Origin of the sequence: Clostridium sp., from assembly GCF_034179595.1 — a bacterium.
Taxonomy (GTDB): Bacteria; Bacillota; Clostridia; order Clostridiales; family Clostridiaceae; genus Clostridium.
Map to the genome: position 1 here is coordinate 14,998 of NZ_JAXFPT010000005.1, position 26,802 is coordinate 41,799.

The window sequence follows — 26,802 nt, forward strand, 5'->3', positions numbered from 1 at the left end:
ATAAATAAAAGAATTTTAGGCAAATATAATAATGTAATCAAGGAGTGAGAACTTGGACAATTGATTACAGGACACAGCTTATTTATTGGAAATAAGCCGTGTCTTTTCTTTTGTTTAGATTTTTATTGTTTAACGCATTTAAAGAATACGCCATCTTGAAGATATACAAGGTATCCATTTTGAATATATAGTTCATCAAAATCACTATTAGGATTAGTTGAGCTATTTATGTCTAAAGCTGTTATAGTATCTCCACTTAATCCTGTACCTTGTAATGAATTTAATTTATATCCATTGCAGAAAGATGTTTTAGAAATATTAGTTATCAAATATTTAGGATTTTCTATAGTAAAGTTAAATGAATTATTAGTATAACTATTTTTTCCTAAAACCAATGTTTTATTAAGTGGACTTGTATTGTTTGTACTTATTCTTGTATAACCAATAACCTCACTTATAACCCATGTTCCATAATAATCTTGCATATCATCAGTAGAAGATTGTTTATTATTTTGAGTTACTCTATCTTTAACTACTTTATTTTTACTAGGAGTACTGGTTTTTTTAGCTATTTCAGCTTGCTCTTTAGTTGGTGTAGTAGTTGGTTTTACTGCAGTTTTCTTATTGTTGCTTAGATTTGAAGTATTTGAACTTGAAGTAGTTGAGCTTGAGCTAATTGAATCTGTATTTTTAGATAAATTAGTATAACTTTTTTTAGAAGAAGTATCATCTGTTGATTTTTCTTCATTTATATCATTATTAGATATAGTTTCTTTTTTCGCAGAATTACTAGTAGTTGTATTATTTTCGTAATTATCTGTTTTATTTTTGTTATTTATAGAACTATCATCTTGTGATTTCTTATCATTAGAGTTATTTTTAGTTTGATCCTTTTTTATATTATCTTTAGAATCATTTGATTTAGAGTTATCTGATTTAGAATTGTTTTTTTCTGAATCATCACTTTTAGAAGTATCAACTTTATTATTTTGTTTTTTATTATCAGTAGTAGAATTATTAGCATTATCATTAATGTTACTATTTGATGAATCATCTTTTATTTGATATTGTTCAATTTGTGCATTATTAGAATCAACATCTGATGATTTACTTGCACAACCTGATACAGTCAGCATACTTCCTAAAATAAGTACCCCTATAATTAATTTATTCATAAATTTTATACCTCCATTATAAGAATAAATGCAAATACATTATAAATTATAAATATGAAAATATTTACCAAATGAATTGAATAAAGTGTAAAAAAATAATAATTTATTAAAATTTTGATTAATTAAAAAAGAAGGAAAAAATCCCTTCTTTTATTGTTGATCTTTAGGCAATTTTGAGACTATTATATCTCTAACTGTACTGTGTAATTCTGATATTTCTTCTTTTGAAAGCTTAGTTACATCGATAGGTTCATGTATATATACTTCTACATCAGATGCTTTGATTTTTCCACCATTAGCATCTAATAATTTATATGAACCATTTATAGTAACAGGTATTATTTTAACCTTTGATTTTAAAGCTAATTTAAAGCTACCTGCTTTGAAACTAGCTGTAGATTTTCCTTTGCTTCTAGTGCCTTCAGGGAAAATAAACATTGAATATCCAGACTTAAGAATTTGAATACCTTGTACAATTGCTTCAGCTGATTTTCTAATATTTTCTCTATCCATAAATACACAATGCATATATTTCATCCACATACTAACAAAAGGCCATTTTTCTAATTCTTTTTTTGCTATAAATCCTTGAGGTACATCTATTGTACTCATTATTAATGGTATATCAAAGTAACTTTGATGATTTGAAACAAATAAAACTGCCTCATCTCTTATAATATTTTCTCTTCCATGTACATTAATCTTAGCACCGCTAAACCACATAACATATTTTGCCCATGAATGAGTTATCTTAAAAATCGCATTAGTTCTTTCTTTATCTTTTCCTCTGATTTCTAAATATTTTATTCTGATTAGTGCAATAGGAGAAATAATTAAACTAAGAATTACTCCAGGATAAAAAAGTATTGATCTTAACATAATACAAATCCTTTCTAAACTTTAAATAAATTACATAGAAAAGTATATTATAAATTGTAAAAATTTAAAAGAACTAAAGAAAATAGAAATACATATATTTTAATTAAGATATAAAAAGTAGGTGATCTTATGAGTGATTTTTTAACAAATAAGCTTAATGTAGTTTTTATGGAAGGAGTTACATTAGATGAACCTATAATACCAAGATGTTATACACTTACACATTCAGATGAAACAGGAGATATGTTTTTAGATATAGGCCTAAAATTTGCATACAATAAAATAGGACCACTTAGGGATGAAGTCTTAGCTGAATGGACTAAAATAGGAAATAAATATATTTTAAAAATAGATTTATATATTGATCCTCCTTTAGGTCAATCTACTAGTGCAGAGAAGAGAAATGAGGTGTTTAGAAAACATCTTAAATCAGCAATAAAAAGCATTATTTATGGAGATAAGAGATTTTTTTATAAATATAGAGAATTAAAAGAATCTCCTATTATAGTATATTTTAATTCAAAACAAGATGCTTTTAATAAGATAGAATTCTGGGGAAAGGTTAAAGATTATATTGATAATTATATAGAAGATAAAAATAATATGAGTAAAAGAGATAATGATATTAGAGATGAAGTTTATAAAAATAACTATAAAGAGGCTATTATAGCGCTTTTAATACCTTATATAAATAGAGCTATATATTATGAAACAAAAAATAGAATTAACTTTACAAGAGAGGACGTAGACTTAGTAAGCGTAGAAAAATCAATTAGTAGCAGAAATAAAGATGATTACAATATAAGTATTCATGCATATTGCAAAGATGAGGGATATTTTAAAATAGATTTTATAATTATATCTAATAGAGTAGAGATAAAAAAAGTAGAAAAAATATAATGCTTTTGGGTAATAATACTTAATAAGATAGAGGTGAAAGAAATGAAAAAATCTTTTTCAATATTATTTATTAGTATTATTACCATTTTATTTTTAGGAATATTTATTTCTTCAAAAGAAAATTATTCAAAATTAAATAGAGAAGATGTATTAAAGTGTATAAATAGTGATTTAATAACTGTTAGTAATTTTAATAATAGCATACTAGTTAAACCAAAAGAGAGGGAAGCTATGGTTGGATATATATTTTATCCGCAAAATAATGTAGATGAAAATTCTTATATTCCTGTTATGGCTGAGATAGCGCAAAGAGGATTTAATGTATATATAATGAAAACACCACTTCATTTAAATTTAAATACAAATAAATTAGGAGAACAGATAATATATTGTAATCAACAGATACAAAAATGGATTGTATCAGGAGTGGAAGAAGGAGAGAAATCAGCTGAGGATTTTTATAATAGAATTAAAAAAAATAAAGATATTCAACTTGTATTATGTGGTAATACTGTATTAAACTTTAATATAGAGGATTATTATTGTAATAGATATTATAAGGAAGACATTTTAAAAAATAGTAAAGAGCTAATTAAAATGTTAACTGAATTAAAAGAATAAGAATAAATTTATTATATATTTTCAAAAATTTAAGATTAAATTAAGATTAGTAAATTAAACTATTATTTATAAAACATAGCTTATTAAAGGAGTTAGCAAATGGAATATATGCAAACTTATAATAGAGAAAAAGATAAAGAAAAGGATATATTAGGATTAACAGAACAAGAAGTAAAAGAAAGGGTTTTAAGAGGAGAAATAAACAAAATCCCTAAAGCTCCATCAAAAACTTTTCTTCAGATTTTAAGATCTAATTTTTTTACTAGATTTAATGCTTTAAATGTTATACTTGCAGTTGCAGTTATCATTGCAGGATCACCTAAGAATGCTATATTTGCAGGTGTAATAATAGTCAATAGTTTAATTGGAGTTATCCAAGAAGTAAAAGCAAAAAATATAATAGAAAAATTATCAGTAATTAGTGAAGCAAATTGTACTGTAATTAGAAATGGAGCTAAAAAAAGGATAGGTATAGAAGAGATTGTAAAAGATGATATAGTCTACATTACAACCGGAGATCAAATTTTGGCAGATGGTATTTTGGTTAATGGGAATGAACTTGAAATAGATGAATCAATGCTTACAGGGGAATCAGATCCTATTTATAAGAAAAAAGAGGATGATATTTTTTCGGGTAGTTTTGTTGTAGCTGGAGAAGGATATATGAAAGTTACAAAGGTTGGAGCTAATACATATTCTTCAAAACTTGCAGATGAAGCAAGAAAATTTAAAGTAACAAATTCAGAATTACAAAATTCACTAGATAAGATATTAAAGATATTACTTTTCTTAATAGTTCCTATAGGAATAATACTTGCAGTAACTCAACTTGTATTTATAAAATCTAGTTGGCAAGATGCTGTAATTGGTATTGTATCAGGAATAATAGGTATGGTACCAGAAGGTTTAGTATTGCTTACAAGTGCAACATTTATAGTTGCAATAATAAAGCTATCTGAATATGATACTTTGGTTCAAGAACTATCAGCAACTGAGGTATTAGCAAGAGTAGATGTATTATGTGTGGATAAAACAGGAACAATAACAGAGGGAGCTTTAAAGTTAATAGATGTATTAAATTTATCAGGTTATGAAGATAAACAAATTGATGATATATTGGCATCTATAGCACATAATTTACCTAGTAAAAATCCAACACAACAAGCAGTTTTAGATAAATATACGAAAGATTCAAATATTGAAATAGTAGAAAAAATCCCTTTTTCATCAAAGAGAAAATGGGGTGGAATAGTAACTAAAGATAGAGGAACTTGGGTGTTTGGTGCTCCAGAAATAATAATGGGAGATAAATATCTAGAAGTTAAAGATAAGGTTGAAAATGAGGCTAAAAAAGGCAGAAGAGTTCTTATGCTTGCCAAATCAGACCTTAATTCATTAAAAGAAGAAAAACTTATACATATGGAAAAAGTGGCATTAGTTTTAATTGAAGATGTCATAAGAGAAGATGCTCCAAAAACTTTAGAATTCTTTAAAAATGAAGGTGTTAAGGTTAAGGTAATATCAGGAGATAATCCAGTAACAGTTTCTTCAGTAGCAAAGAGAGCTGGTGTAGAAGGAGCAGAAAATTATATAGATGCAAGACAGCTTCCAAGTGATATAGAAGAACTTAAAAAGGAAGTTGAAAAATATAGTGTGTTTGGAAGAGTTACTCCTCATCAAAAGAAATCACTTGTAGTTGCGCTTCAACAGAATAACCATACTGTTGCAATGACTGGTGATGGTGTTAATGATGTCTTAGCACTTAAAGAAGCAGATTGTGGGATAGCTATGGCAAATGGATCAGATGCAACAAAAGCAGTAGCACAACTTGTTCTTATGAAGTCAAACTTTAGTGCATTACCTAAGGTAGTTGCAGAAGGAAGACAACAAATAAATAACTTAGAAAGAGTAGCACAATTATTCTTAACAAAAACAACATATTCAATAATACTTGCAGTTGTATTTTCAATATTATTACTTCCATTTCCAATACAACCAATTCAACTTTCGTTAGTAGGGTCTTGTGCAATAGGAATACCAGCATTATTCTTAGCATTATTACCTAATACTCAAAGAGTTAAACATGGTTTCCTTGGAAGAATACTAACGGCAAGTATACCAAATGGTGTTTTGATATCCATATTTGTTTCAGCTACTTTTGTAATATCATATAAGTATGCAGGTACTCCAATTGAAACAGCAAGAACTCTTGCAGTTCTTATGCTTGCAGGAGTAAGTATGGTAATATTATTTAAAGTTGCATTACCTCTTACACCATTTAAGGTAGGCTTAGTATTTGCTATGATGGGAGTAGTTTTATTAGGGTTTATAACTCCGATAGGAAGATATATTTTCACTCTAAGTAAACTTACATTAATGCAATGGGGATTATCAATAATTACGATAGTTGCATCAGCACCCGTTTTAGCTATTGTAGTAAAATTAATTAGAGTTAGAAGAAATGTTGAACAATAAAATAATTTATATTTAAGAGGAGTAATTTTATACTCCTCTTTTATTTGGAATTATTTTACATAAAATAATTGACAGATATAATATATTATAATAAAATTAACTTGTTACGCTCTCATAGTTTAATGGATAGAATAGTCCCCTCCTAAGGGATAGATACAGGTTCGATTCCTGTTGGGAGTGCCACACAAAAAAACGACTTAAACATTAGTTTAAGTCGTTTTTTGTTTTACCTAAAGATTTATTTTAAATTTATCATGTATTTTAAAGAAATGATAAATTTAGCAAATAGATTACTTGTTTATTATTATTATGGAGCTTTCATATGTTAAATTTTAAACAATGAACTTAATTTTAGGATATAAATTTTTAGATAGATATATAAGAAAATTTCAAATTAAAACAAAATTATAAATTTTATTAAGTTAAAAAGTTATCAATATTTCTATGAAAAAAAGAATTTATAAATTAATAAATAAAGTACAAAATAAAGATTTTATATTCCATATTATTTAACTTTGTAAATTTAGCATGAATTCGTATTTAAAATACATTTTTTCGTATTATTGACTAAAAAATACTATGGAATTAAACTGAGTATGTGATGTGTGAAGAGAAAAAATAAATATTAATAATTTTTAGTTAAAAAGGAGGAATTTATATGGTAGCACCATTACAAGGTATTAAAGTTATCGATTGGACCCAAGTACAATCAGGTCCAGCATGTACTCAATTATTAGCATGGTTAGGAGCAGATGTTATTAAAATTGAACGTCCAGGAATAGGAGACCCAACACGTAGTGAACTTCTTGATATTCCAGATCAAGATGGATTATATTTTTTACAACTTAATAGTAATAAAAGATCAATAGAATTAGACCTTAAAACTGAAGAAGGAAAAGAAATTTTAAGAAAGCTTTTAAAGGATGCAGATATATTTGTTGAAAATGTGCATCCAGGAGCAGCAGATAAGTTAGGATTTTCTTGGGAAGAAGTGCATAAATTAAATCCTCGTCTTATTTACGGAACTATAAAAGGATTTAACCCAGATTCACCTTATGTAAATGTTAAGGCATTTGAACCAGTTGCACAATGTGCTGGTGGAGCTGCCGCTACAACTGGATGGTGGGATGGAGAAAAAAATATTCCAACTCAATCAGGTGCAGCACTTGGTGATAGTAACACAGGAATGCATTTAGTGATAGGTTTACTTGCAGCTTTAATGCAAAGAGAAAAAACTGGAGAAGGATGTTATGTATATCAATCAATGCAAGAAGCAGTTTTAAATTTATGTAGAGTAAAACTTCGTGATCAATTAATTTTAGAAAACACAGGTACTCTTAAACATTTCCCAGGATATCCTGAAGCAAAGATTGGAAACACAGTACCTCGTTATGGTAATGCTGAAGGTGGTCAAGTACTTGGATGGTGTTATAAGTGTAAAAATTGGGAAAATGATCCTAATGATTATGTTTATATTGTTATTCAAAATGAAGATAAACCATTTGTAGAAGCTTGCAAAGGCCTTGGAAAAGAAGAATGGATAACAGATCCTAAGTTCAATACTCCAGCAGCTCGTAACTTAGTTAAACAAGAAATTTATAAGGAAATTGAAAAATATACAATAACTAAGACTAAAGATGAAGTTGTAGAAGAATTAAGCAAATATGGAGTTCCTTGTGGACCAGTATTAAGTATGTATGAAATAGAAAGAGATGAATCTCTTCGTAAAGCAGGAACTATTGTAGAAGTAGATCAACCAGGTCGTGGAAAATATCTAACAATTGGTTGTCCACCTAAATTCTCAAACTTTACTCCAAATATAAAGAAAGCACCTCTTCTTGGTGAACATACAGATGAAATCTTAAAAGAACTTGGATATTCTGATGAAGATATAGTTAATTTCCATAGAAATCATGTTGTATGTAAGTAATTAATTTTAAGATAATTAACTGATTTAGAAAGATAAAAGGATTTGAATTTGGAGGTTATATAAATGAGTGAAAATAGTAATTTAACAGATGGAATGCATATTTTAGTTGAGGCTTTAAAAAAGAATGATATTGACACTATATATGGTTTAGTAGGTATTCCAGTAACAGATTTTGCAAGACAAGCTCAAAAAGAGGGTATTCGTTATATTGGATTTAAACATGAACAATCAGCGGGAAATGCAGCTGCTATAGCTGGATATCTAACTAAGAAGCCAGGAATTTGTTTAACTGTTTCAGCACCAGGATTTTTAAATGGATTAACTGCTCTTGCAAATGCAACAGTTAATGGATTCCCAATGATTCAAATAAGTGGTTCAAGTGATAGAGCTATAATTGATTTACAACAAGGTGATTATGAAGAATTAGACCAAATGAATATAGCTAAGCCTTTTGTAAAGGCATCATATAGAATTAATAAGCCAGAAGATATAGGAATTGGTTTAGCTAGAGCTATTCGTGCTGCAACATCAGGACGTCCAGGTGGAGTTTATTTAGATGTAACAACTGAATTACTTTCAAGTGTTATGGATAAGGATGAAGCAGAAAAGACATTATTTAAGGTTGAAGATATTGCACCTGCATCTATTCCTTCAACAGAGTCAGTTGATAAAGCTCTAAAATTACTTGCTAATGCAAAGAAACCTTTAATTATTTTAGGAAAAGGTGCAGCATACGCACAAGCTGATAAAGATATAAAAGACTTTGTAGAAAAGACAGGAATTCCTTTCTTACCAATGTCTATGGCGAAAGGTTTAATTCCTGATAATCACCCACAATGTGCAGCGGCTTCTCGTTCATTTGTATTAGAAAATGCAGATGTTGTAGTATTATTAGGCGCTCGTTTAAATTGGTTATTGCAACATGGTAAAGGAAAACGTTGGAACCCAGATGTTCGCTTTATTCAATTTGAAATAGATCCAAAAGAAATAGATAGCAACCGTCCAATTGAAGCTCCAGTAGTTGGAGATATAGTCTCTAGCATGAAGGTTGTTATGCAAAGATTACCAGAATTTAATATAAAGGCTGATAAGACTTGGATAAATGATATTCAAGAAACTAAGCAAAAGAATATAGAAAAGATGTCAGTAAAACTAAATACACAAACACAACCAATGAATTTCTTCAATGCTTTAAATGCTATTAAAGAAGTTGTTGATGAAAATAAGGATATCTATCTTACAAATGATGGAGCTAATACATTAGATGACACAAGAAATGTTGTAGATATGTATTACCCTCGTAGACGTCTAGATTGCGGAACTTGGGGAGTAATGGGGGTAGCATTAGGATTCTCTATAGGTGCTGCTGTTACAAGTGGAAAGCCAGTACTTGCAATAGAAGGAGATAGTGCATTTAGTTTTAATGGTATGGAAGTTAGTACTATATGCGAATACAATCTTCCAGTTACAGTTGTTGTATTTAATAATGGAGGAATTTATCGTGGAGACCATGTAAACTTAGGAGGTGGTTCAGATCCTTCACCAACAACACTTATTGCTTCAGCAAGATTTGATAAACTAGGAGAAGCTTTCGGTGCTAATGCTTATAATGTTAAAACACCTGAAGAATTAAAAGAAGCAGTTAAAAAAGGAATAAAATCATTAAAACCAACTGTCATTAACTGTATAATAGATACAGCAACAGGAACAGAAAGTGGTCATATTACATCTTTAAATCCTAAAAAAATGAATTAAAAATGGGTATTTTATAATTGGATGGAGTTGATAGTATGTTATATATAATGATTGAAGATATACTGCCCATTTTCGTGATTATGTTTTTAGGATTTTATTCAGGGAAGAGAAAAGTATTTACACAAGATAATGGTAGGGCATTTAATAAATTAGTTCTTAATTTCGCATTACCAGCAGATTTATTTGTATCAATAGTAAAAGCAAATAGACAAATGCTATTTGGAGATATTAAATTAACAATTATAAGTGTAGTTGTTATTGTAGGAGTTTTCATGTGGTCATTTTTTGGATGTTATAAATTCTTTAAGCATACCAGAGGAGAAGCTGCAATATGCGCATTAATTGCTGGTTCCCCAACTGTTGGATTCTTAGGATTTGCCGTCTTAGAACCAATATTTGGAGATTCAGCAAGCACTGGATTAGTAGTTGCAATAGTATCAATTGTTGTTAATGCTATAACTATTCCTATTGGATTATATTTACTTAACCCTGCAGGAAAAAAAGGAGCTGCAACAGATACAACAACTACACAATCAAGCAAAAATATTAGAAATGAAAATGAAATAGAAAGAGACTTTGATATATTTGAAGCATATGTAAAAAGATTTGAAAAGAATCCGCTTATAGGTGCTATAACTCAACCAGTTGCATGGGCACCTATATTAGCTGTAATTATTGTTTTACTTGGAATTAAATTCCCACCAATACTTTACCCAAGTTTTACACTTATAGGTAAAGCAACATCAGGGGTTGCGGTATTTGCAGCAGGACTAACTTTATCTGGATTAAAATTTGAATTCGATAAAGAAATTATATACAATACTTTTGTTAAATTAGTGCTTATGCCAGGAATATTATTAGTTGTAGGATTACTTGTAAAATTAAATCCAATTCAACTTCAAATGCTTGTTCTTGTTGGAGCTTTACCTCCTGCATTCTCAGGTATTATAATGAGTAGCCGTTATCAATTATACGTTCGTACAGGTACATCTTCATTAACTGTAAGTATGTTATTATTTATAATAGCTGCACCATTCTGGATTTGGTTAACAAGATTAGTTTCATAAAATATTATGTTATAGATTAAGTTAGTAAATTTAAATATACTAAAGTAAATTTAAATAAAGAGAGTGGAATTCTTATAAGAATTCCACTCTCTTTATTTGTATGTTTGTTCATTATTGTTGAATTTTTAGCATAAATTCTTAATAGATATTAGTTTAAATTTTATAAGTTAAATTAAAGCGAGGATATGTATGGGAATTCAATCTAAAATAATAAAAAAATTAATAAAAATAAAGGTGTATAAGTGTTTAAAAGATGAAATAATAATTGAAATGAAGTGTTTAAAGATGCTATCTGAAGAGCATAGATGTTATCAAGTATTTTTAGAACAAGCTCTTAAGAAATTAAATGGAGTAAAAGGCTTAGATGTTGATATAGTAAAAGGTCTTATAACAATAAAATATGATTCTAATAAGCAAAGTGAAGAGAATGTAATAAAATGGGCTTATAAAGTAAAAGATATTGGAATAGAAAATTTTGATTTAATAAAAGATCAAGGTAAAAGCAATTTGGATAATGTAATTAAAGTCATAGAAGATAAGCTTGATAAAGAACTTAAAGCATATTAAAGATATAGTTTATAAACCGTATAACAAAATTTTTATTATATATAATAAGATATGATGATATATATTTTTTTTAGTATATGATATAATTGAAAATAATATAATAAAATAACTAAATTTGTGAATTATGGGAGAGTGATAATTGTTGGACTCTAGTTATACGGGACAGGTAATTTTATTATTAGTGCTTCTTGTCTTGTCATCATTTTTTTCTATGTCAGAAACAGCACTTATGTCATTAAGTAAGATTAGAATAAGGCATATGGTTGAAGAAGGTGTAAAGGGAGCTAAACTCGTAGAAAAGTTGATAGAAGATCCAAATAAGCTTTTAGGAGCTATTTTAATAGGAAATAATATAGTAAATATAGGTGCATCATCTATAGCAACATCACTTGCTGTTAAGTTATCTGGAGGAAGTGATAGTGCAGTTATAGTTGTAACTGCAATAATGACAGTTTTAATCCTTATCTTTGGTGAAATTACACCTAAGTCTATAGCAAAGCAAAAGTCAGAGCAAGTTTCTTTAAAAGTTAGTAAACCTATAAAGTTATGCGTATTTATATTTAAGCCTTTTGTAGCAGTATTTACTATTATTTCATCAGTGTTTATTAGATTGTTTGGTGGTGATCCAAAAGCTACTGAACCATTTATAACAGAAGAAGAACTTAAGACTATGGTGGGTGTAAGTGAAGAAGAAGGTGTACTTGAAGATGTTGAAAAAGAAATGATCTTTAATGTTTTTGATTTTGCAGACCTTCAAGTTAAAGATGTAATGGTTCAAAGAGTAGATGTTACAGCAGTTGAGGTAAATGATTCATATGAAGACTTACTTAAGATTATAAAAGAAGACCAATATTCAAGAATTCCAGTTTATGATGACACAATAGATGATATAGTTGGGATACTTAATGTAAAAGATCTTATAATAGAAGGAGATAAGGGCGGAGATTTTAAGGTAACTGAATATATGCGTGAGCCTTTATATACATTCGAATTTAAAAAGATTACTGAACTTTTCAATGAGATGAAAAAGACTAGAAATCATATGGCAGTTGTACTTGATGAATATGGTGGAACTGTAGGTATAGTAACAATTGAAGACTTAGTTGAAGAGATTGTTGGAGATATTCAAGATGAATACGATAAAGAAAGAGATATGATTGAAGTTATAAAGGAAGATGAATATGTAGTTGAAGGAAGTGCAAGACTAGATGATGTAAGCGATCTTATAGGAGTTAACATGGAATCAGAAGAATTTGATTCTGTTGGAGGACTTATAATAGGTGCACTTGGAAGAATTCCTGAAAACAATGAAGAAGTAGTAATTGATAGAATTAAATTTGTTGTTGAAGAAGTTGAAAAAAATAGAATAATGAAAGTAAGAATATATACTTAAATTTAAAGGACGGCAAGGTGCTGTCCTTTAATTCTGTAATTTTATATTTAAAGTGGTGGTATTATGAATTACATAGATTTAGCAATAGATGAAGGAAAAAAGGCTTTAAAAATTGGAGAAATACCAGTTGGAGCAGTTATTGTAAAGAATAATAAGATTATTGGAAGAGGATATAATTTAAAAGAAAATAAAAAAAGTGTTATTGGACATGCAGAGATAATGGCTATAGAAGAGGCTTGTAATACAATTGGTGATTGGAGATTAAATGGTGCTGAAATGTATGTAACTCTAGAGCCTTGCCCAATGTGTACAAGTGCAATAATACAAAGTAGAATATCAAAACTTCATATAGGCACTTTTAATAAAGATATGGGCGCTTGTGGATCTGTTATTGATATTGCTAATAATAGATATTTAAACTCTCATATAAATATAAATTGGCTTTATAATGAGGAATGTAGCAAACTTATAACAGATTTTTTTAAAAAAAGAAGAAATGAGAAAAAGAGTATAAAAAGATAGTGGATAAACAATTGTTATATAATGTATTATAGAAAATATAAGGAGGTGTTGATATGAATAATCCAGTAGCATTTGATCTTTTTGGATTTGAGGTTATGTGGTATGGAATTTTAATAGGGTTTGGAATAGTTTTAGCATTTATATTAGCTTATAAAAATGCTAAGAAAAAAGGATTGAATTTTGATGTATTAATAGATATTTTCTTAGTTTCTTTTCCTTGTGCAATAATAGGGGCTAGAGCTTATTATGTAATATTTGAATGGAGTAATTATAAAGATGATTTATTAAGTATATTTAATATAAGACAAGGTGGCCTTGCTATTCATGGAGGTCTTATAGGAGCATTTTTAGCTGCATTTATATATACAAGAATTAAAAAAATAAAATTCTTAGCATATGCAGATTTAGTTGCACCATCAATCATATTAGCTCAAGCAGTTGGAAGATGGGGAAACTTTATGAATAGTGAAGCTCATGGTGATGTTGTATCTAAGGAATTTATATTAAAGTTTCCTAAGTTTATTCAAGATGGAATGTATATAAATGGACAATACTATAATCCAACATTTTTATATGAATCAATATGGGATATTTTAGTTTGTATAATATTAGTTGCTATATTATATAAAGTTAAAAAAGGATATGAAGGAGTAGTAATAAGTTCTTATATGATATTATATTCAATAGGAAGATTCTTTATTGAAGGACTTAGAACAGATAGTCTTATGTTTTTAGGGCTTAGAATGGCTCAACTTATCTCACTTGCAGGGATAATACTTGGTGTAATATTTATATTCATTATAGTAAAAAAGAATAAAAATAAAATTTAATTTCATAAAGCTCCTAAATATCTATAACTAGGTATTTAGGAGTTGTTTCATTATAATATAAATAAGAGGTGATTGTATGAAGGGAAATAAGTTTACATATGCACTAAGTATTATTGAAATAATTGGACTTATATCAATGATTTTTATACATAATAATGTGATTAGAATTGCTATATTTATATTTTTAATGCCAATAAGCTTAATAAATGCACAAATAAAGAAACAAATGTATTCAGATAATAAAAAACCTAAGGATGAGAACAATAAAAATTCAACTGATTTTAAAAAAGAGTAGCTTTAATAAGTTATTCTTTTTTTATTTAATTAGGATTTTATAAGTAGAAGATATTTAATTTGTATAATATATATTTTGTTAACTTAATGTTAATAAATATGAGTGTGGAAGTGTTTTAAAGTAGTAATATAGTATAATTTTTTTATAATATAGAAAAAAATAATTAGGGGATGAAAAGATGAAAAATAAAAAAATATCAAAACTATTGCTTATAAGTGGTGTAATATGCTCTTCTTTAGTTCTATCACCTATATCAGCAAGTTTTGCTACTTCACACACAAATAATAAGGCAAATGTTACTCAACAAGTTAAGAAAAATACTATAGGAACAGTTAGAGTAAAAACTGCACTTAATGTAAGAAGTAAAGCAACAACTAAATCAAGTGTTATAGGAACTTTAAGAAATAATGAAAAAGTAACTATACTAGGAATTCAAGGAAGCTTTTATAAAATTAGATACAAAGGAAAAACAGGTTATGTATCAAAAGAGTATGTATCAGTAGCTAATAATAAGTCAAATGCGAATAAAAAGACTAATTCTACTAAAAAAGTAGCTCCAAAGAAAGTTGTAAAAAAGAATAATAATAACAAACCTAAACAAGATGACAAAAAGATAACTTCAACACTTACAATTGGTACTGTAAATGTTAGTAGTTATTTAAATATAAGAAATGGAGCATCACCTGAAGCTGGTATTACAGGTTCTTTAGGAAAGAATCAAAAAGTAAGCATTATAGGACAATTAGGTAATTTCTTTAAAATAGATCTTAATGGAAAATTTGGGTACATATCAAAAGATTTTGTTTTATTAAAAAATAAATCTAATAATCCAATGAAAATGGTAAGAGTTAATGCAAAATCAGGTTTAAATATGAGAGCAGTAGCTAGTGCTAAAGGAAAAGTATTAAAAACTATTCCAGATAACGTAACATTGTCTGTTAAAGATAGTTCAAATAAATGGTTAAAAGTTAGTTATAACGGACATACTGGATGGATATCTAGTGATTATGCAACTGAATTATAATATTAAAGAGAATAATCCTTGAGGGTTATTCTCTTTAATATATATTATTGTATTTAAGTTTATATTTTTCTGGTAAGAATTAATTAATATCTTATTGAATTTAAAAAATATATATGGTATTATTGTGTTAGTATTCTGAATACATACGTTTTAGGATTAAAGAAAGGATACAACACATGTTTAATTGTGTTCCTTACTCATCAAAAAATCATGTGTATTTATGGTAGAATCAAGATATATAAAAGACATATGGAGAGATGTCCGAGTGGTCGAAGGAGCACGCTTGGAACGCGTGTGTAGGGGAAACTCTACCGTGGGTTCAAATCCCACTCTCTCCGCCAGAACCGTGCTAGATGGGGAGTTAGCGGTGCCCTGTAACCTGCAATCCGCTATAGCAGGATCGAATTCCTCGGGGAGGCTTTAGTTTGTATGGCCTGCCCTATGTAAGTGGTGTTGATGGCTGGGTCCCACGCAACGGGAGCCCATGAACCTTGTCAGGTCCGGAAGGAAGCAGCAATAAGTGGTCCCTTTCGTGTGCCGTGGATCAATCTGGCCTGAGCTAACTGCATAGGTAACGCATATAACCTACTGTCGAAGCGAGGTGCACGGTTTTTTAATGCTAATTTTGAATATTAAAGTACATATTCAATGAAATAATTATTTTGGTTACTCTTCAATAGGATTAACAATATAGGACAAAACAATAGGATAAGAAAGAGAGGGAGCTTTATAAATTAAAGAACCCTCTTTTTCTTTGTAAAAATAAAATAAATCTACACAAAATATAAGTTTATATTTTGTGTAGATTTATTTAAATTAGAAATATTTATATAAATTCTACTATCTTATCAAGTGATTGTCTTGTTTTTTCATGTTTAGGCCCATTTTTTCTATATCCGAATGCAACCATACAAGAAACACCAAAATGATTTTTATCTAAGATGCCTTTATCTTCAAGTAATTTTTCTACTTTATCTCTATCAAATCCTTCTATAGGGCATGAATCTATTCCTATTTGAGCAGCTGCTGTCATCATATTTGCAAGCGCTATATAAGTTTGTTTGCATCCCCAATCAAACACCGCTCTATCACTTTCTAATAATTTAAATTGTTCTTCTTGGAAGTCTTTATAGAATTTAGTCTTAATTTCAATTATATTATCAGATAATTTTTGAACATTTTTCATGAAGTCTGATATATATTTAGAATCATATTTTAAATCATTTATATTTCTAGATAATATTATTAAAAAATGACTTGCTGTAGATAATTGAGTTTGAGCACCCCAACAAAGAGGTTTAAGTTCTTCTCTTAATTTCATATCATTTATAACTAAAAACTTCCATGGTTCAAAACCACATGAACTAGGTGAAAGTCTAGCTGTTTCAAGTATAAATTTAAAATCATCATCAGATATCTTTTTTGATGAATCAAATTCCTTACAAGCAAATCTAAAGTTGTAAGCTTTTAAAATCTCATCTTTTATATTTTCCATAGTTTTACCACCTTTTAAATCAGTATTATTTATTATGTATCATAATATTATGTTCAAATTATTACAAGCAAATACTATTTTATAAAATATAAAATAAGTATTTAATTTAATACTAAAGGTTAAAAATTAAATGATAATATAAAGAAAGTTACATCATTATATTGGTTTTTATATAAAAATAAAAAAAGCTATCTCATAAATGAGATAGCTTAAGTTTGTTTTCTAATAAGATCTATGAATTCAAAAATTAATCCACTTTTTTCATCAGTTTTTTCATCAGACTTGTGGATAATTTCCCAATCATTCATATTAATCTGTGGAAAGAATGTATCAGCATCAAAATCTTTTTGTACTTTTGTTAAATATAATTTATCTGCATAAGGCATAAATAAATTATAAATTTCTCCTCCACCTATTATAAATACCTCTTCACTAGAATTTTTATAATTCTTTATAACTTCATCTATATCATGAATTATAGATACTTTATCAGAATCTACATTAAAGTTATTATCTCTAGTAAGAATTATGTGATGTCTATTTGGAAGTATTCCAGGAAGTGATTCAAATGTCTTTCTTCCCATAATCATTTTATGACCAGAAGTTATTTCTTTAAATCTCTTAAGGTCTTCTGAAATATGCCATAAAAGTGAATTATTTTTACCTATTGCATTATTGTTAGAAGTTGCAACTATCATTGATATCATTAAACTGATACCTCCATTTTTATTGCTGGATGATGTTTATAATTTTCTAATTTAATATCATCTGGTGTAAAATCATAAAAATCTTTAATTTCTGGATTTATCCAAAGCTTTGGAGCATCATAAGCCTCATCTTTTCTTGTTAATTGAAGTTTCATTCCTTCAACTTGGTTTTCATAGATATGAGCATTATTTATAACATGAGTGAATAATCCAGGTTTTAATCCTGTTACTTGTGATATAAGATGAACAAGAACTGCATATTGAGTAGTGTTAAATGGTACACCAAGTGGAATATCTCCTGAACGTTGTACAAGCATGCAGTTTAATCTACCATCTGTTACATCCCACATAGTTAGGAAACAACATGGATGAAGAGCACCTGTATCTAAATATGGTATTTGCCATAAATTAATCATCATTCTTCTATCTTGTGGATTATTTTTAAGTGTATCTATTAATTTATCTAATTGATCGAACTTTTTTACAACCCATCCATAAGATGTTCCTATTGTTCCATCTTCCATCATCCATTCATTCCAGATATTAACGTTCTGTTCTTGTAATTTTTTCACACTATTTGATTGATCTTTATATATCCATAAAAGTTCCTTAACAGCAGTTTTAAATGCAACAAATTTAGTTGTTAATATAGGAAATTCTTTTTCTAAGTCAAATTGCATTATTTGATGTGGAATTTTATATGTAGCAACTCCAGTTCTATTTTGGTCATAGTATCCATGATCTAAAATCTTTTCTACAATATTAAGATATTGTTTATCGTATAAACTCATTTAAAAATCTCCTCTCATTTTATATCATATTATTCTATCATATTATTTGTATGAAATAATTAAAAAATAAAAATTGTAAAAATATATAAGCATGAATTATTATCAGTGAAAGAGCTATTAAAGCTATTATTATATGAAATCTTTGAAAAAACTTAGATATAATCAACAAGAATTTTCTAACACTTGATAATGTATTACTTTTTAAAAATTTACTTTGAGCTTCGTTAACAATATCTATATGAATTTTATTTAATCCTTTATTTAATGTGCTTATTCCTTTTTGATTTAGGTTTTTAATTATAAATCTAAGGATAAATAGACCAATTGCTAATAATAATCCTATTTCAGCTATTGTTGCAATTGATTTTGAAAAATGTTTTAATGTTCTATGATCAAAGTTTATTAAGTAATTATTTGAAATTGAGTAATAAATAAATATAGCAGAGCATAGTGCAATTATGAGTCCTACTACAAAAAATATAAGATGGCTTTTTGCATAGGAAGTAATTTCTTTTTCACGTAAATCACCTCAAGTATTTTTATATGACTTATATTATCATTAAGTTATATGATTTTATTGTATGTAAACTGAATTTAAGGAAATATTATATTATTTAACATAAATAACATAATATTTTGTTGAAAAACTTAATAAAGGACAATAATTACTAATAGCTGTTTATCCGTAGTTTTATTAATATATTTATTGTATAATTAATTTACATTTACTTTAGAAAAAAGAGGTGAGAAAACCTTGGCATATACAGCGTTATATAGAGAATTTAGACCTAAAACATTTAAAGATGTAGTAGGTCAAGAACATATAACTACAACACTAAAAAATCAAATATTAAATGAAAGAATAGCACATGCATATCTTTTCTGTGGTACTAGAGGAACTGGTAAAACATCAACAGCTAAAGTATTTGCAAAAGCTTTAAATTGTCTTGATTTAAAAGATGGAGAGCCATGTAATGAATGTGATATGTGCAAAAAAATAAATGAAGGTCTTGCAATAGACGTTACAGAATTGGATGCAGCTTCAAATAATGGGGTAGATAAAATAAGGGATATTATAGATGATTCAAAGTATCCTCCTCAAGAAGCTAAATATAAAGTTTATATAATGGATGAAGTTCACATGCTTTCAACAGGAGCAGTTAATGCATTTTTAAAAACTTTAGAAGAGCCTCCAGCAAATGTAATATTTATTTTAGCAACAACAGATCCACAAAAACTTCCTATAACTATACTTTCAAGATGTCAAAGATTTGATTTTAAAAGAATTAATAATAAAGAAATCACAGCAAGGCTTAGAGAAGTTGTTGAAAATAAAGGAGTTTTTGCAGAAGATAAGAGTTTAGAGCTTATTGCAAGAGTATCAGATGGAGCAATGAGAGATTCACTTAGTATATTAGATCAAGCTATTGCAATGGGTGATGGAAATGTAGATTATGATGAACTAGTATCAATGCTTGGTTTAGTTACAAATGAATATCTATTTGAAATAACTTCAGCAACGATTGAAAGAAACATTGAAGAAGCCATGACTATAATTGATAAGATAGTTTATGCAGGTAAAGATATGTTTTTATTTATAAAGGATTTAATAGCTCATTATAGAAATCTTCTTATGGTTAAGGTTACAAATAATCCAGAAGAGGTTCTTGATATGTCTCTTGAAAATATCTCATTAATAAAAGAGCAAGCAGATAGAATAAGAGTTGAAGAAATAATGAGAAGTATAAGGATTCTTCAAGAAGCAGAAGCAAATGCTAAAATGTCAAAACAAGCAAGACTTTATTTAGAACTTGCGATAATTAAAATATGTAAAATTGAATATGATACATCAAATGAAGTTATCCTTGGTAGATTAAATAGATTAGAATCAGCTTTAAAATCAGGTAAGATAAAAGTTTCTTCTAATAACCAAGAAAAAGTTATAAGCAAAGAATCAGATATTAATACTTTAAAGAAACAAGTTACTACAAATAATGAAATTAGTAGTAGAGCCCAAGATAATAATATTAAACAAGATGAAAATCTTTCAACTGATGTAAGTCTTCAAAGTGTAAAAGTAGCTTGGAGAGATATGTTAGAAGAATTAAAAAATAGAAGAGCTATGATAATATATGCATCAATAACAACAGGGAAACCTGTTAGTTGTAAAGATGGAATTATAACTGTTGAATATACTGATGAATATTCATTTAATAAGGATAGATTAGAAAAACCTGATAATAATAAATTAGTAAATGAAGTATTCTCAAAAGTTTTAAGAAATAATGTGAGAGTTAGATTTGTAGTTTCTGATGAAAAAAAGGAAAATAGTAATCCAGAACAAGTTTTAAATGATGTCATTGGATCAGATTTTTTAGAAATTATTGATGAATAAAAGCTTATATTATTTGGTACACTAAATGATTAAAAATCATAGATTATATATTGAGTGTATAGTAAATACTAATAGTTTTTGTATAGTAAAGTTATAAAAAATACTATATAATTAGAGTTAGATTTTATTATTAAGGAGGACATATATATGGCAAGAGGTGGATTCCCAGGTGGTATGGGAGGAATGAATAACTTAATGAAACAAGCACAAAAAATGCAAAAGCAAATGGAGCAAATGCAAAAAGAGCTTGAAGAACAAGAATTTGTAGCATCAGTTGGAGGCGGAGCTGTAACTGTAACTGCAAATGGTAAAAAGGATATATTAGCTATTAACATAAAACCAGAAGTTGTTGATGAAGACGACGTAGAAATGTTAGAAGATTTAGTTTTAAGTGCAGTAAATGAAGCTTTAAGAAAAGCTGAAGAAGAAACTGCAAACAAGATGGGTAAAGTAACTGGTGGAATGAATATACCAGGATTATTCTAGTTAATTTTAGGGCCAACTATTTCTAGTTGGTCTTTTTTATATTAAAGATATTTATTATCTTATTTAATCTTTAGTAAGTTGTTAAATAACATAAACTATATTAAACTACTAATATAGTTTTTAGTTTTATACAAATGCTAAAATTAGAGTTGAAAGGAAGAGATTTATGGAATTTTATCCAGTTGCTATAGAAAAACTAATAGAGGAATTTGCTAAATTACCAAGCATAGGTCAAAAGACAGCGCAAAGATTAACATTACATGTATTAAACTTGCCAGAAGACGAAGTAAAAGAATTTGCAGATGCATTAGTAAAAGCTAGAGGAACGATTAAATATTGTTCAGTTTGTGGTAATTTTACTGATTCAGATCCTTGTGCTATATGTTCAAATCCTAACAGAGATAAGGGTGTTATATGTGTTGTTGAACAACCAAAGGATATAATGACTATGGAAAAAGTAAAAGAATTTAATGGAGTTTATCATGTGCTTCATGGAAATCTTTCTCCAATGCAAGGTAGAGGTCCACAAGATATAAGAATAAGAGAATTAGTTTCTAGAATGAAAGAAGATATAAAGGAAGTAATTATAGCTACAAACCCTAACATAGAAGGCGAAGCTACAGCTATGTATATTGCAAAAATCCTTAAACCTTTAGATATTAAGGTAACAAGAATTGCAGCAGGTATACCAGTAGGTGGAGATTTAGAATATGCAGATGAAGTAACTTTATCAAAAGCATTAGAAGGAAGAACTGTAATATAAAAAAGAAGGACTCAAAAATGAGTCCTTAATATAGATGGGAGTTAGAAGTTTTGTTTGAGAATGAGTGAAAAGCTTCTTATAGTAATAATATATGGCTTCCTATTAAAAAAGGTTACTAAATTTTATTTTCAATAGCTTGTATACTAAAGTTAGTTTTTGGAAAATATTTAACTATAAATATATTTGGAGGATTTTATGATGAATAAAAATTTTATAGTTGAATATCTTAAAAGTGTAATAGGTTATAGAAGTGAAAAGAAAGCGCTTTTAATGGCTATTGAGAGTGCTAAAGCTAAGATGGAAATTACAAACTGTGTATTTGAAAATGTAGAAGATCCATTCCTTATAGAGGTTGCTATATTTGAAGAGCAAGCTGCTAGAAAAAGATACGAATATTTAATTAATCAAGCTAAGAAAAAGAATATTGCAGTTAATAATAGATATATAATAAATAAAGATATAAGATTTGCAGAGTAAGGGGGATAGGCTATGGATATTGAATTGCTTATATATGGGATTATTGGATTAGTAGTTTTGTATGTTCTTATAAAACTATTAAAATGGCCAATTAAGTTACTGATAAATGGAATATGCGGAGTTATATTGTTATACATAGTAAATTTTATAGGTGCAAGTTTTGGATTATATATAACAATTAATATTATTACAGCATTAATCGCAGGGATATTTGGAATACCAGGAGTTGCTGCTCTTATATTATTTCAATTATTCTTATAAAAAAAACCAAGCTAAGATTTATTTAGCTTGGTTCTTTTTATTTATGAAAATATTTTGATAATGTTAAGGAATTATTAAGGAAAAGATTGAGTTTATATTAAGATTTATAATTTAAACTAAAATTATAATAATTTAGGGGGATAGTAAATGAATGTTTTAGAAGTTAAAAATCTTAGAAAAGTTATTGGCAAAAGAGAAATAATAAAAGATTTAAATTTCACAGTTAAGGAAGGGGAAATATACGGATTTTTAGGGCCCAATGGGGCTGGTAAAACAACAACAATTAGAATGTTAGTTGGACTTATATCTCAAACATCAGGGGAAGTTAAGATATGTGGAGTAAACCTTAGAAAAAACAAAGAGAAGGCATTAAAAAATGTAGGGGCTGTAGTTGAAAACCCTGAACTTTATAAGTATCTTTCAGGAAGAGAAAACTTAATGCAAATTGCAAGAATAAGAAAGGTATCAAAACAAGAAGTTGAAGAACTAATAAAACTTGTAGGCTTACAAGATAGAATAGATGATAAAGTTAGAAAATATTCTCTTGGAATGAAACAAAGACTAGGGCTTGCAGCTGCTCTTATTGGAAATCCAAAGCTTTTAATATTAGATGAACCTACTAATGGACTTGATCCATCAGGAATTATAGATTTTAGAAATATAGTAAAAAGTCTTGCAAGAAAAAATAATATGGCTGTATTTGTATCTTCACATATATTAAGCGAAGTTCAGCAACTTTGCGATAAAGTAGCATTTATAAATGAAGGTATTATAAAAGCAGAGGAAGAGATGGAAAAAGCTATATATGGTACAGAAAGAGAAAGCTTAACACTTATGACAAATGATGATGAAGAAAAAGTATTTAAAGCATTAAGAAATCAACCATTTGTATTAACTTCAAGTAAATTAGGAAATGGAATAAATATAGTTATAGACTCTGGAACAGCTCCACAGCTTATAAAAGCTTTAGTTAAAGAAGATGTTTTAGTAGAAGAGATATTTAAAAATAGAGAAGGACTAGAGCAAAGATATATGGAGTTAGTTGAAGGAGGTATAAGATAATGATATTTACTTTAGTAAAAAACGAACTTATTAAAGTCCTAAAAAGGGGCAAGACTTGGGTTGTATTTGGATTATTTGCTTTAGCTATTATAGGATTTATATCTATAGCAAAAGTAGATGCAAAAGATATAGCTTATAATCAATCACCTCAAGGACAAATTGAAAACTTAACTAATACTTTAAATTGGAGAAAAGATGATTTAAAACGTAATGAAGATTATCTAAAAGAACTTGAAAATGATAAATCAGCTAATAAAACTACAATACAAGATACTAAAAATAGTATTGAGTATATGAAACAAGATATAAAATCATTAGAAAATAATATAAAAGAGCAAGAAAAGCTTTTAAATCAAGATAAGTCTGATTGGAAAAGTATATTAAAATCAAAAAATGATAATTTAAAAAGTGAATTAGAAAAAGCTAAATTAGAAGATAGCAATAATAAAGAATATATAAATAGCGTTACAGAGGAAATAGAAAGAAATAATTATTTCTTAGATAATAACATAGAACCAATACAAGAGTGGGATTTTTATCCTAGTAATGTAGGAATAAAAATTATGAGGGTATTTGGAATGATAATGTTAGCAGCTGGTATTGCAGTATTTATGAGTGATATAGTTTCAGGGGAATGTACTCCTGCTACGTTTAAATTCTTATTAGTTCAACCTATTTCAAGAGGTAAGGTTATGTTATCTAAATTTATAGCTATAGTAATAACTGTAGTAGGTATGATATGCGGATTAGAAGTAGTGGCATTTGGTATAATTGGAGCTATAACAGGCTTTGATGCAGCGAAAATGCCAGTTGAATTAGGCTTAAAATATAAGATTAATAAGGAAATATTAATGCAACAAGGTTATAAACAATTAGATTTAGTTGCAAACTCAGGATATAATTCAACAATGGGAGATTACGTATTAAAAAGCTTTTTATTGCAAATATTATTTATAATTGCATGCTGTGCATTTATATTTATGATTTCAGCTTTATTTAAGAGTAATATGATAACAATGGCAGTTTCAGTAATTATTTCAGTTGCAGCTACTATGTTGCCTGTGATGAGCGAAAAAATAGGAGAATATGCTCATCTTATATTCTTAAATTATGGTAACACTCCAGATGTAATAGAAGGTTCTATAGCAACAACTTATTTAAATCCTAATTTTACGCCTAAACTTGGAATTATTTTAATGATTGGAACAATAATAGTTTCATATATAATAGCTAATATAGTATTTAGCAAGAGAGATATGCTTGTATAGTATATTTCATTTAAAAGATTAGAGTATATACTCTAATCTTTTTTGTTTATAATTTTTATAAGTATTAATATAAATACTATAAGTGGAGAATATTTATATTTATTTGGTATAATTATTATATAAATCAAAAGAGGAGTGTTTTTATGTCAGCAGGAATTGCAGTAAATTGTGGAGATTGTCCAGAAAAGAAAAGCGGAAATTGTGATGGAAAGGATCTACAATGTGTATGTTTTAAATGTCCAAGAAAATTAAGTGAGTGTATAGTTACTAAATATTGTAGAGAAACTGAGTCTGTATTATATTTTGGGCCTGAATATTAATTTAAAGGAGATGAATTAAAGCTTATGAGAGAAGAAAAATTAAATGAGCTTAAAAGTCATATTTTAAATATTTCTAAGATGAATTCAGCATTAGAACTTATATATTGGGATATGCAGACTAAAATGCCTAAGAAAGCTATAGAGCAACGTTCAAGTATCATAGAATACTTATCAGGGGAAGTCTTTAAGATGACTACATCAGATGAACTAGGAAAAATCCTAGATTATTTTGTTGGTAATATAGAAGGACTATCAGAAAGTGATAAGGCTATAATAAAATATGCTAAAAAAGAATATGATGAAACTAAAAAAATTCCAGAAGATAGATATAGAGAATTTGTAGTAGCACAAGCATTATCAGAAAGTGCATGGGAAGAAGCTAAAGAAAAAAAGGACTTTGAAATATTTAAACCACATTTAAAAAAGATGATAGATTTTCAAAGAGAGTTTGTTGAGTATTGGGGATATAAAGATAATAAGTATGATACGCTTTTAGATAAATATGAAGAAGGCTTAACGGTAAAAAAATTAGATAAAATATTTGATGAGCTTAAAAATGGTATTATAAAGATATTAGATAAAATAGAGAAAAGCAATAAAAAGATTAATAGAGATTTCTTGTTTGGGAATTTTGATAAAAAATCTCAAGAAAAAGTTGCAGTATTTATTCTAAATAAAATGGGATATGATTTTAAAGCTGGAAGACTTGATGAAAGTATTCATCCATTTACAATAAGCTTTGGAAATAAAGATGTAAGAATTACAACAAATTACGATAATATGGATTTTACATCAGCTTTATTTAGTTCTATACATGAAGGTGGTCATGGAATATTTGATCAAAATGTTCCAGAAGAATTACAAGGAACAGGTCTAGATGCATCTCTTTCAATGAGTATTCATGAATCACAATCAAGATTTTATGAAAATATCATAGGAAGAAGCAAAGAATTTTGGGAATATTTCTTCCCATTTGTAAAATATGAATTTAAAGAATTTAATGATGTGGAATTAGAAGAATTTTATGAGGCAATAAATTATGTTAAGCCATCTCTTATAAGAACAGAGGCTGATGAGTTAACTTATAGCCTTCATATAATAATTAGATATGAAATAGAAAAGGCTCTTATAAATGGAGACTTAGATATTGATGATGTAAAAGAAGAGTGGAATAAAAAATATAAACAATATCTAGGTGTAGAACCTAAAGATGATAGTGAAGGAATATTACAAGATGTACATTGGTCAGATGGTTCTTTTGGATATTTCCCAAGCTATGCATTAGGAAATCTTTATGGAGCCCAAATGCTTCACACAATGAAAAAAGAATATAAAGGTATGTGT

General features: G+C 27.8%; 26 protein-coding genes, 2 tRNA genes and 1 other RNA gene. 24 read left to right on the top strand and 5 right to left on the bottom strand.

Annotated features, from left to right (window positions below; genetic code table 11):
* Window positions 1-122 precede the first annotated feature (122 nt).
* Both SPJ33_RS00345 and SPJ33_RS00350 read right to left on the bottom strand, forming a co-directional pair.
* Window positions 123-1,175, bottom strand: a complete 1,053-nt coding sequence (locus SPJ33_RS00345) for a hypothetical protein (protein WP_321115977.1) — start codon at window positions 1,173-1,175, stop codon at window positions 123-125.
* Window positions 1,176-1,325: 150 nt separating this feature from the next.
* Window positions 1,326-2,054, bottom strand: a complete 729-nt coding sequence (locus SPJ33_RS00350; protein WP_321115978.1) for a lysophospholipid acyltransferase family protein — start codon at window positions 2,052-2,054, stop codon at window positions 1,326-1,328.
* A gap of 129 nt (window positions 2,055-2,183) precedes the next feature.
* On the opposite strand from SPJ33_RS00350, the gene SPJ33_RS00355 reads away from it, so the two are divergent.
* The 15 genes from SPJ33_RS00355 to ffs all read left to right on the top strand — a co-directional run bounded on the left by SPJ33_RS00355 (window position 2,184) and on the right by ffs (window position 16,042).
* Window positions 2,184-2,954, top strand: coding sequence for a staygreen family protein (locus SPJ33_RS00355; protein ID WP_321115979.1), 771 nt, complete (start codon window positions 2,184-2,186; stop codon window positions 2,952-2,954).
* A 42-nt stretch (window positions 2,955-2,996) separates the two neighbouring features.
* Entirely contained in the window at window positions 2,997-3,575 is a 579-nt protein-coding gene (locus tag SPJ33_RS00360) for an alpha/beta hydrolase (protein ID WP_321115980.1), read from the top strand.
* A gap of 99 nt (window positions 3,576-3,674) precedes the next feature.
* Window positions 3,675-6,050: a cation-translocating P-type ATPase gene (locus tag SPJ33_RS00365; protein ID WP_414627188.1), complete on the top strand. Its 2,376-nt coding sequence runs from the start codon at window positions 3,675-3,677 to the stop codon at window positions 6,048-6,050.
* Between the two features lie 108 nt (window positions 6,051-6,158).
* Window positions 6,159-6,233: transfer RNA gene (locus tag SPJ33_RS00370), tRNA-Arg, on the top strand.
* Between the two features lie 475 nt (window positions 6,234-6,708).
* Entirely contained in the window at window positions 6,709-7,980 is a 1,272-nt protein-coding gene (gene frc, locus SPJ33_RS00375) for a formyl-CoA transferase (protein ID WP_321115981.1), read from the top strand.
* 63 nt (window positions 7,981-8,043) lie between these two features.
* The gene (gene oxc / locus SPJ33_RS00380; protein ID WP_321115982.1) at window positions 8,044-9,735 is read left to right on the top strand and encodes an oxalyl-CoA decarboxylase; all 1,692 of its coding nucleotides are present in this window, start codon (window positions 8,044-8,046) and stop codon (window positions 9,733-9,735) included.
* 35 nt (window positions 9,736-9,770) lie between these two features.
* Entirely contained in the window at window positions 9,771-10,802 is a 1,032-nt protein-coding gene (locus tag SPJ33_RS00385) for an AEC family transporter (RefSeq protein WP_321115983.1), read from the top strand.
* A 189-nt stretch (window positions 10,803-10,991) separates the two neighbouring features.
* Window positions 10,992-11,369: a hypothetical protein gene (locus SPJ33_RS00390; protein ID WP_321115984.1), complete on the top strand. Its 378-nt coding sequence runs from the start codon at window positions 10,992-10,994 to the stop codon at window positions 11,367-11,369.
* 142 nt (window positions 11,370-11,511) lie between these two features.
* Entirely contained in the window at window positions 11,512-12,762 is a 1,251-nt protein-coding gene (locus SPJ33_RS00395; protein ID WP_321116003.1) for a hemolysin family protein, read from the top strand.
* 63 nt (window positions 12,763-12,825) lie between these two features.
* The gene (locus SPJ33_RS00400) at window positions 12,826-13,284 is read left to right on the top strand and encodes a nucleoside deaminase (protein ID WP_414627189.1); all 459 of its coding nucleotides are present in this window, start codon (window positions 12,826-12,828) and stop codon (window positions 13,282-13,284) included.
* Between the two features lie 53 nt (window positions 13,285-13,337).
* A complete protein-coding gene (lgt, locus tag SPJ33_RS00405; RefSeq protein ID WP_321115985.1) occupies window positions 13,338-14,114 on the top strand; it encodes a prolipoprotein diacylglyceryl transferase in 777 nt (258 codons plus the stop codon).
* A 76-nt stretch (window positions 14,115-14,190) separates the two neighbouring features.
* The gene (locus SPJ33_RS00410) at window positions 14,191-14,409 is read left to right on the top strand and encodes a hypothetical protein (protein WP_321115987.1); all 219 of its coding nucleotides are present in this window, start codon (window positions 14,191-14,193) and stop codon (window positions 14,407-14,409) included.
* A gap of 178 nt (window positions 14,410-14,587) precedes the next feature.
* Window positions 14,588-15,433, top strand: coding sequence for an SH3 domain-containing protein (locus SPJ33_RS00415; protein WP_321115988.1), 846 nt, complete (start codon window positions 14,588-14,590; stop codon window positions 15,431-15,433).
* A 251-nt stretch (window positions 15,434-15,684) separates the two neighbouring features.
* A tRNA-Ser gene (locus tag SPJ33_RS00420) sits at window positions 15,685-15,774 on the top strand.
* Window positions 15,775-15,777: 3 nt separating this feature from the next.
* Window positions 15,778-16,042: signal recognition particle sRNA large type (gene ffs / locus SPJ33_RS00425), an RNA gene on the top strand.
* Between the two features lie 217 nt (window positions 16,043-16,259).
* Here ffs and SPJ33_RS00430 read toward each other — a convergent pair.
* The 3 genes from SPJ33_RS00430 to SPJ33_RS00440 all read right to left on the bottom strand — a co-directional run bounded on the left by SPJ33_RS00430 (window position 16,260) and on the right by SPJ33_RS00440 (window position 18,426).
* Entirely contained in the window at window positions 16,260-16,928 is a 669-nt protein-coding gene (locus SPJ33_RS00430) for an NAD(P)H-dependent oxidoreductase (RefSeq protein WP_321115989.1), read from the bottom strand.
* A gap of 209 nt (window positions 16,929-17,137) precedes the next feature.
* Window positions 17,138-17,635: a dihydrofolate reductase gene (locus SPJ33_RS00435; protein WP_321115990.1), complete on the bottom strand. Its 498-nt coding sequence runs from the start codon at window positions 17,633-17,635 to the stop codon at window positions 17,138-17,140.
* Window positions 17,635-18,426 carry a thymidylate synthase gene (locus SPJ33_RS00440; protein ID WP_321115991.1) on the bottom strand — a complete coding sequence of 264 codons (792 nt, stop codon included), beginning with the start codon at window positions 18,424-18,426 and terminating at the stop codon, window positions 17,635-17,637. The genes SPJ33_RS00435 and SPJ33_RS00440 overlap by 1 nt, the downstream gene beginning before the upstream one ends.
* A 754-nt stretch (window positions 18,427-19,180) precedes the next feature.
* Here SPJ33_RS00440 and dnaX point away from each other — a divergent pair.
* The 9 genes from dnaX to SPJ33_RS00485 form a co-directional block, all read left to right on the top strand.
* Complete coding sequence (gene dnaX, locus SPJ33_RS00445; protein WP_321115992.1) at window positions 19,181-20,821, top strand: DNA polymerase III subunit gamma/tau; 1,641 nt, start codon at window positions 19,181-19,183, stop codon at window positions 20,819-20,821.
* Between the two features lie 147 nt (window positions 20,822-20,968).
* Window positions 20,969-21,307 (top strand): YbaB/EbfC family nucleoid-associated protein, encoded by a 339-nt coding sequence (locus tag SPJ33_RS00450; protein WP_321115993.1) that lies wholly within the window; start codon window positions 20,969-20,971, stop codon window positions 21,305-21,307.
* Between the two features lie 166 nt (window positions 21,308-21,473).
* Window positions 21,474-22,070 (top strand): recombination mediator RecR, encoded by a 597-nt coding sequence (recR, locus tag SPJ33_RS00455; protein ID WP_321115994.1) that lies wholly within the window; start codon window positions 21,474-21,476, stop codon window positions 22,068-22,070.
* A 195-nt stretch (window positions 22,071-22,265) separates the two neighbouring features.
* On the top strand, window positions 22,266-22,547 hold the full coding sequence (locus tag SPJ33_RS00460) for a DUF2508 family protein (protein WP_321115995.1): 282 nt from the start codon (window positions 22,266-22,268) through the stop codon (window positions 22,545-22,547).
* Window positions 22,548-22,559: 12 nt separating this feature from the next.
* Entirely contained in the window at window positions 22,560-22,808 is a 249-nt protein-coding gene (locus tag SPJ33_RS00465) for a pro-sigmaK processing inhibitor BofA family protein (protein WP_321115997.1), read from the top strand.
* Window positions 22,809-22,955: 147 nt separating this feature from the next.
* Complete coding sequence (locus SPJ33_RS00470) at window positions 22,956-23,870, top strand: ABC transporter ATP-binding protein (RefSeq protein WP_321115998.1); 915 nt, start codon at window positions 22,956-22,958, stop codon at window positions 23,868-23,870.
* Window positions 23,870-25,138 (top strand): ABC transporter permease subunit, encoded by a 1,269-nt coding sequence (locus tag SPJ33_RS00475; protein WP_321115999.1) that lies wholly within the window; start codon window positions 23,870-23,872, stop codon window positions 25,136-25,138. The genes SPJ33_RS00470 and SPJ33_RS00475 overlap by 1 nt, the downstream gene beginning before the upstream one ends.
* Window positions 25,139-25,281: 143 nt before the next feature.
* Window positions 25,282-25,458: a hypothetical protein gene (locus SPJ33_RS00480; protein ID WP_321116000.1), complete on the top strand. Its 177-nt coding sequence runs from the start codon at window positions 25,282-25,284 to the stop codon at window positions 25,456-25,458.
* A gap of 24 nt (window positions 25,459-25,482) precedes the next feature.
* Window positions 25,483-26,802 (top strand): carboxypeptidase M32 (locus SPJ33_RS00485; RefSeq protein WP_321116001.1); only part of this gene is annotated, 1,320 nt, incomplete at its 3' end.

Excerpts from the sequence above, each read along its gene's own strand:
- SPJ33_RS00430 (WP_321115989.1), bottom strand. The coding sequence starts at position 16,928 with ATGGAAAATATAAAAGATGAGATTTTAAAAGCTTACAACTTTAGATTT.
- SPJ33_RS00350 (WP_321115978.1), bottom strand. The coding sequence starts at position 2,054 with ATGTTAAGATCAATACTTTTTTATCCTGGAGTAATTCTTAGTTTAATT.
- SPJ33_RS00365 (WP_414627188.1), top strand. The coding sequence starts at position 3,675 with ATGGAATATATGCAAACTTATAATAGAGAAAAAGATAAAGAAAAGGAT.
- SPJ33_RS00470 (WP_321115998.1), top strand. The coding sequence starts at position 22,956 with ATGAATGTTTTAGAAGTTAAAAATCTTAGAAAAGTTATTGGCAAAAGA.
- SPJ33_RS00415 (WP_321115988.1), top strand. The coding sequence starts at position 14,588 with ATGAAAAATAAAAAAATATCAAAACTATTGCTTATAAGTGGTGTAATA.
- oxc (WP_321115982.1), top strand. The coding sequence starts at position 8,044 with ATGAGTGAAAATAGTAATTTAACAGATGGAATGCATATTTTAGTTGAG.
- SPJ33_RS00385 (WP_321115983.1), top strand. The coding sequence starts at position 9,771 with ATGTTATATATAATGATTGAAGATATACTGCCCATTTTCGTGATTATG.
- SPJ33_RS00355 (WP_321115979.1), top strand. The coding sequence starts at position 2,184 with ATGAGTGATTTTTTAACAAATAAGCTTAATGTAGTTTTTATGGAAGGA.
- SPJ33_RS00400 (WP_414627189.1), top strand. The coding sequence starts at position 12,826 with ATGAATTACATAGATTTAGCAATAGATGAAGGAAAAAAGGCTTTAAAA.
- frc (WP_321115981.1), top strand. The coding sequence starts at position 6,709 with ATGGTAGCACCATTACAAGGTATTAAAGTTATCGATTGGACCCAAGTA.
- SPJ33_RS00390 (WP_321115984.1), top strand. The coding sequence starts at position 10,992 with ATGGGAATTCAATCTAAAATAATAAAAAAATTAATAAAAATAAAGGTG.
- SPJ33_RS00410 (WP_321115987.1), top strand. The coding sequence starts at position 14,191 with ATGAAGGGAAATAAGTTTACATATGCACTAAGTATTATTGAAATAATT.
- SPJ33_RS00360 (WP_321115980.1), top strand. The coding sequence starts at position 2,997 with ATGAAAAAATCTTTTTCAATATTATTTATTAGTATTATTACCATTTTA.
- SPJ33_RS00450 (WP_321115993.1), top strand. The coding sequence starts at position 20,969 with ATGGCAAGAGGTGGATTCCCAGGTGGTATGGGAGGAATGAATAACTTA.
- SPJ33_RS00440 (WP_321115991.1), bottom strand. The coding sequence starts at position 18,426 with ATGAGTTTATACGATAAACAATATCTTAATATTGTAGAAAAGATTTTA.
- recR (WP_321115994.1), top strand. The coding sequence starts at position 21,474 with ATGGAATTTTATCCAGTTGCTATAGAAAAACTAATAGAGGAATTTGCT.
- SPJ33_RS00475 (WP_321115999.1), top strand. The coding sequence starts at position 23,870 with ATGATATTTACTTTAGTAAAAAACGAACTTATTAAAGTCCTAAAAAGG.
- SPJ33_RS00460 (WP_321115995.1), top strand. The coding sequence starts at position 22,266 with ATGATGAATAAAAATTTTATAGTTGAATATCTTAAAAGTGTAATAGGT.
- SPJ33_RS00345 (WP_321115977.1), bottom strand. The coding sequence starts at position 1,175 with ATGAATAAATTAATTATAGGGGTACTTATTTTAGGAAGTATGCTGACT.
- SPJ33_RS00465 (WP_321115997.1), top strand. The coding sequence starts at position 22,560 with ATGGATATTGAATTGCTTATATATGGGATTATTGGATTAGTAGTTTTG.
- SPJ33_RS00435 (WP_321115990.1), bottom strand. The coding sequence starts at position 17,635 with ATGATATCAATGATAGTTGCAACTTCTAACAATAATGCAATAGGTAAA.
- SPJ33_RS00480 (WP_321116000.1), top strand. The coding sequence starts at position 25,282 with ATGTCAGCAGGAATTGCAGTAAATTGTGGAGATTGTCCAGAAAAGAAA.
- lgt (WP_321115985.1), top strand. The coding sequence starts at position 13,338 with ATGAATAATCCAGTAGCATTTGATCTTTTTGGATTTGAGGTTATGTGG.